This is a genomic window from Rhodococcus sp. IEGM 1330, assembly GCF_033142445.1.
Taxonomy (GTDB): domain Bacteria; phylum Actinomycetota; class Actinomycetes; order Mycobacteriales; family Mycobacteriaceae; genus Rhodococcoides.
Genome location: NZ_JAWLSB010000002.1, coordinates 315,622 through 328,854, shown reverse-complemented (window position 1 = coordinate 328,854; position 13,233 = coordinate 315,622). Strand labels below are relative to the sequence as shown.

The 13,233-nt window shown below is 65.2% G+C and carries 11 protein-coding genes; 8 read left to right on the top strand and 3 right to left on the bottom strand.

The genetic code is table 11. From position 1 onward, the window contains the following. The first annotated feature begins 151 nt into the window (after window positions 1-151). The 6 genes from R4P57_RS06475 (at window position 152) to R4P57_RS06450 (ending at window position 8,096) form a co-directional block, all read left to right on the top strand. Entirely contained in the window at window positions 152-1,189 is a 1,038-nt protein-coding gene (locus R4P57_RS06475) for an ABC transporter substrate-binding protein (RefSeq protein ID WP_317802031.1), read from the top strand. After that, window positions 1,182-2,798, top strand: coding sequence for an iron ABC transporter permease (locus R4P57_RS06470; protein WP_317802030.1), 1,617 nt, complete (start codon window positions 1,182-1,184; stop codon window positions 2,796-2,798). Before R4P57_RS06475 ends, R4P57_RS06470 begins: the two co-directional genes overlap by 8 nt. A 24-nt stretch (window positions 2,799-2,822) precedes the next feature. Beyond that, a complete protein-coding gene (locus R4P57_RS06465) occupies window positions 2,823-3,839 on the top strand; it encodes an ABC transporter ATP-binding protein (protein WP_317802029.1) in 1,017 nt (338 codons plus the stop codon). A 219-nt stretch (window positions 3,840-4,058) separates the two neighbouring features. After that, window positions 4,059-4,544, top strand: coding sequence for a MarR family transcriptional regulator (locus R4P57_RS06460; protein ID WP_317802028.1), 486 nt, complete (start codon window positions 4,059-4,061; stop codon window positions 4,542-4,544). 3 nt (window positions 4,545-4,547) lie between these two features. Continuing rightward, entirely contained in the window at window positions 4,548-6,551 is a 2,004-nt protein-coding gene (locus R4P57_RS06455) for an MDR family MFS transporter (RefSeq protein ID WP_317802027.1), read from the top strand. Between the two features lie 120 nt (window positions 6,552-6,671). Continuing rightward, window positions 6,672-8,096 (top strand): PQQ-binding-like beta-propeller repeat protein, encoded by a 1,425-nt coding sequence (locus R4P57_RS06450; RefSeq protein WP_317802026.1) that lies wholly within the window; start codon window positions 6,672-6,674, stop codon window positions 8,094-8,096. Between the two features lie 41 nt (window positions 8,097-8,137). Here the strand turns inward: R4P57_RS06450 and R4P57_RS06445 are convergent, their stop codons facing one another. Next, on the bottom strand, window positions 8,138-9,691 hold the full coding sequence (locus R4P57_RS06445; protein WP_317802025.1) for a succinic semialdehyde dehydrogenase: 1,554 nt from the start codon (window positions 9,689-9,691) through the stop codon (window positions 8,138-8,140). Between the two features lie 154 nt (window positions 9,692-9,845). Here R4P57_RS06445 and R4P57_RS06440 point away from each other — a divergent pair, with 154 nt between their 5' ends. Next, a complete protein-coding gene (locus R4P57_RS06440) occupies window positions 9,846-11,051 on the top strand; it encodes a lipase family protein (RefSeq protein WP_317802024.1) in 1,206 nt (401 codons plus the stop codon). Between the two features lie 98 nt (window positions 11,052-11,149). Then, window positions 11,150-11,902: a MerR family transcriptional regulator gene (locus R4P57_RS06435; protein WP_317802312.1), complete on the top strand. Its 753-nt coding sequence runs from the start codon at window positions 11,150-11,152 to the stop codon at window positions 11,900-11,902. On the opposite strand, the gene R4P57_RS06430 is transcribed toward R4P57_RS06435, so the two are convergent. Both R4P57_RS06430 and R4P57_RS06425 read right to left on the bottom strand, forming a co-directional pair. After that, complete coding sequence (locus R4P57_RS06430) at window positions 11,871-12,116, bottom strand: WhiB family transcriptional regulator (RefSeq protein WP_317802311.1); 246 nt, start codon at window positions 12,114-12,116, stop codon at window positions 11,871-11,873. The genes R4P57_RS06435 and R4P57_RS06430 overlap by 32 nt on opposite strands. Before the next feature lie 71 nt (window positions 12,117-12,187). Then, a complete protein-coding gene (locus R4P57_RS06425) occupies window positions 12,188-13,228 on the bottom strand; it encodes an amidohydrolase family protein (protein WP_317802023.1) in 1,041 nt (346 codons plus the stop codon). Window positions 13,229-13,233 lie beyond the last annotated feature (5 nt).

Sequence of the window (13,233 nt, the reverse complement as noted above, 5' to 3'; positions counted from 1 at the left end):
TCGCCGAAAGCGTCCCCGCGGGGACGTACGTACTCGGCACCGACCGACTGCGTCGTTCACCCCGGCGACACGTGCAGTTCCCACAACACACGCCTGCCTGTCGATTCGGGTCGGAAGCATAAGCAACTTCCGCGCTCGATGCTTCCAGGAGATGTACCAAGTGAACACTGTTCGTCGCGTTGCCACCGGTGGAATCCTCGGTCTCGCAACTGCTCTCACCCTTGCCTCCTGCTCGGAGCCTGCGGCTCCCGAGGCCGGCGGAAGCGGCGAGGGCACAAGCGGCACCCTCACGGTGTACACGTCGGAGCCGCAGGCGAAGATCGACGCTCTCAATGCCGAGTTCACCGCGGAGAATCCCGGCATCGATGTGCAGGTGTTCCGCGCGGGCACCGGCGATCTCAACGCGCGCATCGCGTCGGAGCGGCAGACCGGTTCCATCGGTGCCGACGTGCTGCTCGCTGCGGACGCCCCCACGTTCGAGAAGTACAAGGCCGACGACCTCCTCGTGCAGTACACCCCTGCCGACGTCGACGCGCTCGATCCCAACGTCGTCGATCCCGACGGCTACTACGTCGGTACCCGCATCATCCCGACGGTCATCGCATACAACACCGGCACGGTGTCGCAGCCCCCGACGTCGTGGAAGGACCTGGCGGATCCCCAGTACAAGGGCCGGATCACGCTGCCCAATCCCGACGTGTCCGGTGCGGCCGCCTTCAATACGGCCGTCTGGCTGGGTCAGGACGACCTCGGCCTTCCCTGGCTCACCGACCTCGTCGCCAACGAGCCCGTGGTTGCCGAGAGCAACGGCCCGGTCGCTCAGGCCGTCGCGGCCGGCACCCAGCCGGTCGGGATCGTCGTGGACTACCTGGTGCGCGAGCTGGCCGAGAAGGGCTCGCCCATCGCTGCGTCGTACCCGACCGACGGCGTCCCGTACATCTCGGAGCCCGCCGGAATCTTCAAGGACTCGGCCAACCAAGAGGCTGCACAGAAGTACGTGGACTTCCTGGTCAGCAAGCGCGGTCAGGAGATTGCCGTGGAGCAGCAGTACCTGCCGGTTCGATCCGATGTCGGTACGCCGGAGGGCGCACCCGCGCTGGGCGACATCGATCTGCTGAACCCGGACCTCGACACGATCACCACCTCGCAGCCCGATGCCGTCCGTACGTTCAACGATCTTCTTGGCTGACCGCGTCACCTGGGTACGCGCCTGCCTGTGGTTGGCCGTACTGGCCCTGATCGGCGCGCCACTGGCCGCAGTCGTCTCGATCGGTCTGGGCGGCAACCACATCCAGGAGCTGCTCGACGGCAGAATCGCGTCGGCCGCCGCCAACAGCGTCGTGTCGGCAGGTCTGTCGGCGGCCGCGGCGGTGGCGATCGCGACCGTCATGGCCCTCGTTCTCGATCGCACCGATCTGCCGGGCCGGTCGGTGCTGCGCCTGATTCTGCTCAGTCCCTTGCTGATTCCGCCGTTCGTCGGCGCGATCGCCTGGACGGGCCTGCTGGGACCGAGCGGAATGATCAACTCGTTCTGGAACGAGACGTTCGGCGGCGGTCCGCTGTGGAACATCTACGGCGGCGACGGGGTGGTCTTCTTGCTCACGGTCCATTCGTACCCGCTTGCGTACCTGATTATTTCGGCGGCGCTCCGACGCGTACCGGGCGATCTGGAACAGGCGGCCCGGATTGCCGGAGCATCTCCGTTCCGAACCATGCGCGACGTGACGCTGCCACTGCTGCGCCCGGCTCTACTGGCGTCACTGACGTTGACGGCCGTGTCCAATCTTGCGGATTTCGGCATTCCTGCCCTGATCGGATTGCCCGAGCGCTACGTCACGCTCTCGACCATGGTGTATCGGTATATCCAGTCGGGCACCGTCGATCGACCCCTCGAGGTGGTCTCGACCATCGGCATCGGACTCCTCGCACTCGCCGTGGTCGCAGTAGCGATCGATCGCATTCTCGGCCGCCGATCGATTCAGTTGGACGGCGCGGTCACTGCTCCGCAGCTACTTCCGCTGGGTCACAGTCGAATTCCCGCAGGAGTCGCGGCCTGGCTCATCGGCCTGATTCTGACGGTGCTGCCGATCCTGGCGTTGGCCACTCAGGCGTTGCTGCCTGCTCCGGGCGTGCCACTCACCTGGAGCAACCTCACCCTGCAGAGCATCGAGAGCGCGGTCACTGCACCGGGAACACTGGTCGGGATCCAGAACTCGGTGATCCTGGCTCTCGGGGCCGCAGTTGTCTGCGGATTTCTCGGCTTGGCCATCGGCGTGCTCACCACCCGCACCCGATCCCGCGACAACGTCGGCCTGGATCTGGCAGCGATGCTGCCGCAGGCGATTCCCGGCCTCGTCATCGCAGTCGGCTGGTTGATCATCGGCCGCTACACCGGCCTGTTCGACACCAAGTGGGTCATCCTGTGCGCCTACGTGATGGCGTTCCTCGCGATCGTCGTCCAAGCAGTCCGCGCACCACTGAGTTCCACTCCGACAGCCCTCGAAGAAGTCGCCAGATCCTCCGGTGCATCTCATCTTCGATCGTTGTGGGACGTGCCGTGGAAGATGGCGATCCCGGCTGCGATCACCGGCGCGGTACTCGTCGCCCTCACTGCGGTGCGCGAGCTGACCATGTCGGTGCTCCTTGTCGCTCCTGGCACACAGACCCTCGGCGTATCCATCTTCAACCTGCAGCAGGCCGGGGACTACAACGCCGCCTCCGCCCTGTCCCTACTCGTCGCGCTCGTGGGATTCGCAGGCCTCGGCCTCGTCGCATCCACCCGAGTCGGACGCCCGTAGCCCGACGCCGAGAAGAAGGAATCGATGTCCGCCATCACGATCGAGCAGCTCGGCCTCCGATACCCCGACGGCACAATCGGTTTGAAGGGCATCGACCTGAAGATCGCCGACGGCGAATTCGTTGCGCTCGTCGGACCGTCGGGCTCCGGCAAGACCACTCTGCTGCGTACCGTCGCCGGCTTCCTGACACCGACCGCCGGTTCGATTGCCATCGGCCCGGATGTGGTTGCGAGCGAGCAACTCTCGACGCCTCCCGAGTCGCGCAAGCTCGGCATGGTGTTTCAGCAGCACGCGCTGTGGCCGCACCGCAGCGTCGGGCGGAATGTCTCCTACCCACTGGAACTGGCCAAGGTCGCCAAGACCGAACGAGAGAAGAAGGTCGCCGATGTGCTCGAGCTCGTCGGGCTGCCCGGGCTGGAGAATCGGGACCCGTCGACGCTGTCCGGTGGCCAGCGGCAACGCGTCGCACTCGCTCGCGCTCTGGTCTCGTCGCCGCGGGCACTGCTGCTCGACGAGGCGCTTTCTGCGCTGGACGAGCCCCTGCGTGATCGCCTTCGTCTCGAGCTGCGCGCGCTGACGCGGGCCGCGAACCTGACCGTCCTGCACGTGACCCACGACCGCACCGAGGCCCTGGCCCTCGCCGACCGGGTCGTCGTCCTCGATCAGGGCAGCATCGCGCAGATCGGTAGGCCCGAGGACGTGGTGCGCGCTCCGGCATCGGCGTTCGTTGCTCGCTTCCTCTCCGACGCCACCCTGGTGGACGGCACCGTCGCGCACGGCACCTTCACTTCTGGCTCCCTCACACTCGCGGCGGAGGGCTCCGGACCCGGGACGCTCGCAATCCTGCCGACCGACATCGAGATCGTGCCCGACGGCGGGGTCAGCGGAACCGTGACCTCCTCGCTGTTCGGACGTGATGCCAGCGATGTGCTGGTGCGCTCCGGCGATGTGGACTTCCGCTGCTCGGTACGCGGGCCGCGTCCGCAGGTGGGCGACACCGTCGCGTTGACCGTCCGGCGGTCGTTCTTCTACCCCCGCTAGCTCCCCCGGGCCCGGGATCGGCTCCCCAGTTTCGGATTTGTGACCGCGATCGGGGTCCGGAATCCATATCCGGGGAGCCGATCCCCCGTTCGGATCCACCCCGGCCCCCGGCAGCACCGAACCTGTGACCCACCAGACAGGCATATTATTTGCTTAGCGCATGTATGTATATATATGGTTGCAGACAGCAAGTAAATCGAACTCATCGTTGGAGCATTCATGGCAGTTCAATCCACGACGGCGGAGTCGCTGGTCGAAGAGGTATTCCTCTTCGGGCGAACGCTGAAGCGGGCCGTGACCACCGGAGTCGAGGATTCACCTCTCCCGCAGGCGCTGACCGGAGTCCTGACCATCCTGGCGACCGAGGGTGAATGCAGACAGACCGACCTGGCCAACAGGCTCTGCGTCAGCCAGTCCGCCCTCAGCCGGCAGATCGCGGACCTCGTCGACCTCGGCTACATCGATCGCCACCCCGATCCCGACGACAGACGAGCGTCTCGGGTCTGTGTGTCGGACGAAGGTCAGGCTCGACTGAAACAAATTTGGGACAGACGCGCACGTCGCTTAGCAGAGATGTTGAGCGGCTGGAGCGAGTCCGAGGCACTCGAAGCACTCGACTCGATCCGCAAACTGAACGACACCTTCACCGAAGACGCCCACGCTCAGCACCAGGACGTGGCCCGCATTGAATTGATTGCGAGATAAGACATGACAACATCAGCGGAAAATCCGCCCAATCCGGTAGTCGTCGATCCCGACGCGATGTCGCATCGACAGATCCTCGAAGCCCTCACCGGCCTGCTGGCTGCGCTGTTCACCGCGCTGCTGAGCACCACCATCGTCTCGACGGCACTGCCCACCATCATCGGTGATCTGCAGGGCTCGCAGACCGCGTACGCCTGGGTCATCACCACGGCCCTGCTGGCCAATGCCGCGTCCACTCCCATCTGGGGCAAGCTCGCCGACCTGTTCAACAAGAAGGTGCTGGTCCAGAGCGCGATCGTCATCTTCGTCGCGGGCTCCTTGATCGCCGGCTTCGCACACAACGTGCCGGTCCTGCTGGCCGCACGCGTGGTGCAGGGCATCGGCATGGGTGGCCTGACGGCTCTCGTCATCGCCATCATCGGCACCATCGTCTCGCCGCGTGATCGCGGCCGTTACTCCGGCTACACCGGTGCCGTCATGGCCGTGTCGATGTCCGGTGGTCCGATCCTCGGTGGCGTCATCGTGGACAGCCCCCTCGGCTGGCGCTGGTGCTTCTTCGTCTGCGTGCCGCTGGCGGTTGTCGCTCTCGGACTGCTGCAGAAGACGCTGCACATCAAGACCGTCCGCAAGGACAACGTCTCCATCGACTGGCTCGGTGCACTCCTGCTCACCGCAGGCGTTTCCGTTCTCCTCGTGTGGGTGTCGTTCGCAGGCAAGGCCGACTACTACGCCTGGCTCTCCCGTGAGACTGCCTACCTGGTGGGCGGCGGAGTTCTGCTGCTCGTCCTGACCATCATCGTCGAGGCCCGGCACAAGTCGCCGATCATCCCGCTCAAGATCGTCACCGAGCGCACGACCGGCCTGGCCATCGTCGCCTCCATCGCGGTCGGTGTCGGTCTCTTCGGAGCCACCACCTTCCTCGGCCAGTACTTCCAGACCGCTCGCGGCTACACCCCCACCGAAGCCGGATTGCTCTCCATCCCACTGGTGTTCGGCATGCTCGTCGCCTCTGTCGGCTCGGGTCAGCTGATCACCAAGTTCGGACAGTGGAAGCCGTTCATCGTCACCGGCTCTGTCCTGCTGGTCGTCGGATTCCTGCTCCTGGGCACCATCGATCACGCCACCAGCCTGGTGACGGTCGGCATCTTCATCACCATCGTCGGTCTCGGTACCGGCATGCTGATGCAGAATCTCGTTCTCGCAGTGCAGAACACGGTCAGTGTGCAGAACGTCGGAGCGGCATCGTCGACGGTTGCGTTCTTCCGTACCTTCGGCGGCGCGATCGGCGTCTCGGTTCTCGGTTCGCTGCTGGCAACACGGGTGGCCGACAAGTCCGCAGCCGGCCTGGCCCAGCTCGGCGTCGACAGCTCGTCGGGCGGCGGTGGATCACTCGATCTCACCTCACTGCCTGCTCCGGTCCTCGAAGTCGTCCGCACCGCATACGGTGACGCAACCGGACGCATCTTCATGATCGCCGGCTTCGTCGCGATCGTCACGCTGATCGCAGTCGTCTTCATTCCGAATCGCCCACTACGCCAGACGATCGACATCGCGTCGGCCCCTGCGCAGGGACCGAAGGACGAGCCGCAGGACCAGCTCGCCGAGATTCCGTCCTTCGGTGCCACCCAGGATTACGTCTCCGCCGAGTACGACACCGATCGTCGCGCCGATACTCACCGAAACGAGGGTCGGCACGAGGCTCAGCCGGGGCAGCGTCCCTTCGAGGGCCTGAGCACCGATGCTCGTGATCGACTGCTCGCTCTGCTGTTACCCGAGCCGAAGGACACGTTGGCCGCACTGGACGAGGCCGAGACCATCCGCGCCGAAGTGATTGCACTGCAGCAGGAACTCGACGCGAAGATGCTCGATTTCGATGCAGTGTGCGAGAGGCTTCGTCGCCTCGGACTCAGTGAGCAGCAGATTGCTCGGGTGTTGGGAGACAACCACATTCCCGATAGTCGCAATCACTATGCACACGCCGGACTGAACGGACAGAGCGTCAACTAGGCCCCAGCGTCACGGCAGTTCCCCGCACCCCCACCGGGAGTGCGGGGAATTTTCGTTCTCTATGCTCGAAGAACGGACCGGCCACCTTCTTTCGGTTCTGCACAGGCGGGAGAACCTTTCATGACACGTCGTCTCCAGATCTCCGCCGTCGCGGTCCTGGCCGCAGCGCTTGTCTGCGCATCGTGCGCAACCGAGGAACGGCAGCCGACGGCCCCTACCCCCGTCGACGGTGCAACAGCATCTGCTCCCGGTCTCGGATGGTCTCTCACTCCCTCGGATGTGGGTATCGAAGGCGGTCAATTTCGCGATCCCGTCCTGGGCAGCGACACCGACTCGATGGAATCCGGTTCCATCTCCGACGGGTCGACGGTCGTCACGCTCGTCGGCCGTCTCGACGGCAGAGAGTTCGTCGACGCAACCCTCGTGGGATTGAGCATCGCGGACGGCGCGGTGGAATGGCGCACCCCCGCGGAGAATGTCGTGGGTTGCGGTGAGGAATTCGTCGACGGACAGGTCGTCTGCTACCGCGGCAACACCGGCACGTCATCCGAAATACTCACTGTCGACGCTGAATCCGGGGAATCGAGCACTCGGGACACAGCCTTTCCGATCACGAGCCTGACCACCGCAGACGGCCACGTGTACGCCTCCCGGGCGGTGCGCGAGGGTGCCAGGGCGACGGTGTCTCGCGGCACTGCGGACGTCCTCGACGCGGACTGGTCGGTGCAGTTCGATTCCACGCCCTCGGCCGACGCACAGTTCGCTTCCACGCTGCACACCGAGAACGGAATCGGGCTGTTCGACGACGGCCGAGGAGTGTTCGCCTTCGACCTCGATACCGGCGACAACCTGTGGTCCAGAACGGTTCCCGATTGCGCGCGGTCGGGTATCGCCTCGCGCGACGGCGCAGTGCGGGTGGTGCGGATCGACTGCTCGGACCCCCATAGGATCGTGGGTTCGGAGATCGTCGACACGGACGGAACCGTCCTCGCTGCAACGGATTCCGTGACCCTGCAGCAGCCGACGTTCGACGCACCCTCCGAGAAGAGCCCGCTAGTGCTCGGGACGGGCGGCTATCGGCCGTCGAATCCCGATCCCGTGTGGACCGATGAAAGTCTGGCCTGGGCTGTCCCGTCGGACATCACCGGCCCAGCCGCGGCGTTCCTGTCCACGCACGGACTCGCGTACGCCGTCACGGGTTCGGTTGCACTGCTGCGCAACAACGACACGGCCACCGAATCCGCGCTCGACCTCGACACCGGGAACACGCTGTGGAGTCGCGGATCGGGAACTTTCGCGGAGGTCGGCGCGCTCGACGGTGACGTGGCCACGCTGTTCGGACCGGAAGTGCTGCGCGGAATCGACGTCAGAACTGGATCCACCGTGTGGGACATACCCGTGGCGACGTTCGACGACGAGGGAATAGATCGGCAGTCGTGGCCGATGTTCGATCGAGTCGAGGCCGACTCGAGTCACACCGACTCCATTTACGCTGACTCGATCTACACCAGGGCACTGAGCATCTCGGTCCTACGAGCGACGTAGAACCTCCCCCGTCGTCGACGCGGCCACTACCGGGCCCTGTGCTACCGACCCGGAATGTACTTCAGCGCCTTGACGAAGGGCGGCATGATCTTTGCCCACAGCTTCGGCGGAAGTCCGCGCGGCCCTCCGAGATTGAGCAGACGCGTCGTCGCAATGGTCTGCGACTCCGTGTACTTGAGCAGGCCCTCGGTACCGTGCCTGCGTCCGACACCGGACACACCCATGCCGCCCATCGGAGCGCCGGTGGTGCCCCATGTCGGTGCGTAGCCCTCGTCGACGTTGACGGTGCCCGAATGCAGCCGCGCCGCAATGGCTTCGCCCTGCGCCTTGGTCTTGGCCCACACGCTGGCGTTGAGTCCGTACTCGGTGTCGTTGGCCTTCTCGATGGCCTCGTCGACGTCGGCGACGGGGTAGATCGACACCAGCGGCCCGAAGGTCTCGGTGGCCGCGCATTCCATGTCCTCGGTGACGTTCGTCAGCAGCGTCGGCTCGTAGAACAGCGGGCCGATGTCGGGGCGGGCCTTACCGCCGGCGACGACAGTCGCGCCCTTGACCTTGGCGTCGTCGACGTGGGCCGAGACGGTCTTGATCTGGTCCTCGGAGATGAGGCTGCCCATCTCGATGCCGAATTCGTAGTCGGCTCCGAGGCTCATGTTGCGCACCCGCTGACCGAACTTCTCGGTGAACTCCGCGGCGATCGACTTCTCGACGTAGATACGTTCGATGGAGATACAGAGCTGGCCGGAGTTGGAGAAGCAGGCCCGCACGGCTGCGTCGGACACTTCCCGCAGGTTGGCACCCTTGGCGACGATCATCGCGTTCTTGCCGCCGAGCTCGGCGGAGAATCCGATGAGTCGACGCCCGGCCTGCTCGGCCAGGAGCTGGCCGGTGGCGGTGGAGCCGGTGAACATGACGTACTCGGTGTTCTCGACGATGGCCGTTCCCACCACCGAACCCGGGCCGGGAACCACGGCGAACAGGTCGCGGGGCAGACCGGCCTTGTAGAGCAGTTCCACGCAGGCGAGCGCGCAGTACGGCGTCTGGCTGTCCGGCTTGAGCACGACGCCGTTGCCTGCCAGCAGTGCCGGGATGGCGTCGGACACCGCGAGGGTCATCGGGTAGTTCCACGGGGAGATGATTCCGACGACGCCCTTCGGCTGGTAGCGGACCCGAGTCTTGGTCAGCACGGGCAGCATGCCGGTGACCTTCTTCGGAGCCAGCAGCTTCGCGGCGGTGCGCGCGTAGTGCCGTGCGGTCATCGAGATGTCGAGAACCTCTTCGAGGGCGGCGGCGCGGGACTTGCCGGTCTCGGCCTGCGCCATGTCCATCAGCTCGTCGCGGTGGGCGAGCACCAGGTCGCGGTAGCGGTGGAAGATCTCGGCGCGCTCGGACACGGGCCGCTTGGCCCATGCCACCTGAGCTGCGCGAACGCGCGCGATCGCGGCGGTCGCGTCGGCGGCGGTGCCGACCGGGATGGTCGCCAGCTCCTTGCCGGTGAACACCTCGGTGATGGTCTTCGTCGGCCGCGATTCGGCGTCGGGGATGGCGATGAGATCGGCGAGCCGGGAGAAGGTCGTGGCGGACGGTGCTGGCATGGACGGGTCCCTACTGGTGAGTAGTGTTCTGAGTAACAGACAACCTACCTGCTTGCTGGCTCAGTTCACAGACCCGAAATTACGCCACCGTATGGCACGATGGTCAGTGGTCTACCGGACGTCGGGGCGTACGGAGCTACAGGGTGGGAAATACATGCGCAAGGCACTCGTACTGGCCGGAGCCGCGGCATTGATGCTGTCGTTGGCGGGGCCGGCTCACGCCGATCCTCTTCAGGACTTCGTCGCTCCCCCGCTGGACCCCGCTGCGTACCTGCCCACCTCCCTGGGCGATCCGTGGTTCGATCCCCCGGCCGGGTACGAGAACCTGCAGCCAGGCACGGTGCTGAACCGTCGAGATGTCGCGGTGACACCCGGGGCGTCGTCCGTTCAGTTGCTCTTCCGCTCGACCGACTCCAAGAATCGACCCATCGCAGCGGCGACGACGGTCCTGACGCCCACCCCGCCCTGGACCGGGGCCGGAGATCGTCCCGTCATCGCGTACAACGAGGCAACCGACTCGCTCGGTAATCAGTGCGCGCCGTCGTACACGCTTCCGCGGGGCAACAACAAGGAAATCGATCAGGTCCGGATTCTGCTCGACCGCGGCTACACGGTGGTCGTCACCGATTACCAGGGTCCGCGCCAGGCCTATTCGGCCGGTCTCGTCTCCGGACACACCGTGCTCGACGGCTTACGCGCATCCCAGAGTGCAGGAGTGACCGCGGACGCACCGATCGGCATCACCGGTTACTCCGGCGGGGCCATCGCCTCGGGTTGGGCCGCGCAGTTGGCTCCGGAGTACGCGCCCGAATTGAACATCGCCGGTGTCGCGTTCGGTGGCCCGCCGACCGACTACAAGATTCTGCAGACCTCGCTGAACGGCCAGATCGGATCGGGCTTGTTCACTGCGGCGACGATCGGACTGTCCCGGGAGTACCCGGAGATGCGGCAGCTCGCCAACGACAACGGCAAGCGACTGGCTCTGGCGCAGAAGGATCAATGCGTAGATGTGTTGTCCTACACGGGACTACTGCTGTTGGACCAGCGAAACCTCTCCAGCGTCCCTGATGTCTTCGAGCATCCGATCACCAAGGCCGTCGTCGAAGAGAACCGGATGGGCCAGACGAAGCCCGAGGCACCGATCTACATCTACCAGGGCCTGCAGGATTTCCTCATTCCCCAGGAGGGTGCCGAGGCGGTGCAGGACCAGTGGTGCGCTGCGGGTGCGTCGGTTCGCCTCGAATTGGTCCCCGGGGATCATTCGCTGGCGCAGACCAACGGCCGTCCCGGCGCATACGACTGGCTCGGGCAGCGGCTCGCCGGAGAGTCCACCTCCGGGTGCGAACGTGTGACCCGTTAACAGCGCTTGACCCTCACGCCACGGGAGGCAGCACAGTGTCCTTCGTGAGTGATTCGTCCTTCGTCAGCAACCAGAACTTCGGCAGCGATCAAGACAGCATGCAGGTCGGGGCTGTCGCACGGTTGGTGGGTGTCAGCGTCAGGACACTGCATCATTACGACGAGATCGAGTTGGTGGTGCCGTCGGGTAGAACCCCGAAGGGCTATCGGACGTACTCGTCGGCCGATGTCGAACGACTGCATCAGGTGTTGACCTACCGCGAACTCGGGTTTGCGCTCGACGCCATCGCGGCGTTGCTCGACGACCCGGCGGTCGATGCCATGGCGCACCTGCGTCGGCAGCGAGAGTTGTTGAACGAGCGGATCGATCACTTGCACGCAATGGCTGCGGCCGTGGACAAGATGATGGAGGCGAAGAAGATGGGTATGCAACTGACCCCCGAAGAGCAGCGCGAGATTTTCGGCGACAACTGGCCCGGCGAGGAGTACGCCGCGGAAGCCGAGCAGCGGTGGGGCGAGACCGACGAGTGGAAGCAGTCGCAGGAACGGACGGCGTCGTTCACCAGGGACGACTGGAAAACCATCAAGGACGAGGCCGACGCTCTGGAAGCAGATTTCGCGGCCGCAATGCAGCGGGGAGTCGACCCGGATTCAGACGAGGCCGGAATACTGGCCGAGCGGCACCGGGCGACCATCGCGCGGCACTACGACTGCAACCACGAGATGCAGGTCAACCTGGCGGAGATGTACATCGCCGACGAGCGATTTGCCAAGCACTACAACGACATTGCCGCCGGACTGGCGCAGTACCTTCGCGACGTCATTGTCGCGAACGCCGCTCGTCAGGGTTGACGCGAACCATCGCGGACCGCTCGTGTGCGGTCGATCCACCCCAGACTCCATGCCTTTCGTCCGTGTCGAGTGCGTGTTGCAGGCAGCGCACGATCACAGGGCATCGATTGCACACGAGCTTGGCCTGTCGTTCCAGGTTTCTCAGCGAGTATCCCCGCAGCCCCAGGGGCGGGTAGAACATCGAGACCGGCATCGAGCGGCAGGCAGCATTCATCTGCCAATCCCAGTGCTCGGAGATCGGTTGCAGTGCTTGCGCTTTCATCGGCAGTGCCCGCTTCCTTCGGATCAGAGATTCAGCAGTCGGCGGGCATTGTCGGATGAGGCCGCGCGCCAGTTCTCGAGTCCGCCGTCCGCGGCACCGGCGTCGAGTGATCGCAGTTGCTCCTGTACGCCGGTGATCGGCGTGAAGCAGTAATCACTGCCGTACACCAGCCGATCGGGTCCGACAGTGGACAGCAACGCGGGCAGCTGCCGCGGGACCGGCGTACCGGCGAGGTCGAACCACAAGCACTGCAACACATCCGGCGTCGTCGGGGTCCCCACCCCGACCTGGGTACGGAAGAAATCCACCCGATCCGCCAGCAATGGCAGGACTCCACCGCCGTGAGTGAACACCCAGCGGACGTTCGGGAATCGGTCGACCACGCCGAGCAGAATCAGGTCGACAACGGTTCGTGCTGTGTCGAAAAGGAATTCGATCATCGGTGCCGGACGCCCGAGCGATACTGCTCCCGAATTCGGCGGTGACGTGGGATGTACGAACACGACCGCCGATCGCGCATCGAGCGCGGCCAGCAACGGTGTCAGTACGGCGTTGCCCAGGTACATGCCGCCGGCGTTCGACATCACCGTCACGCCGTCGGCCCCCAGCTGATCGAGCGCACGGATGGCCTCGACCGTCGAGTCGACGACGTTCGGCAGCGGTAGCGACGCGAAGAATCCGAGTCGGGGCTCGCTTGCCACCACCCCGGCCCCGAAATCGTTGACGCGTCGGGCGAGATCGGCGGCCTTGCCGTCGTCACCGAAATGCACCCCGGGTGACGAGACGGACAGGATCGCGCTGTCGATGCCGCAGCCGTCCATCAACTTTAGGTGTTCGCCCACCGACCAGGACGGCCACTTCGGCATGCCGTCGGGAAAGACGATGCCCGACGCGATGGCCTCCCGCAGGTAGAAGTCGGGAACCATGTGCGAGTGGACGTCGATCACTCCCCCGGCGCCCGGAGTGGGCGATGCCGATGCCCTTGCAGACGGCAACGTCGAGAGGGCAACCCCGGAGATCGTTGCGGCACCCAGCGCTCCGAGCAGGGTTCTGCGATCGATCACAGTCG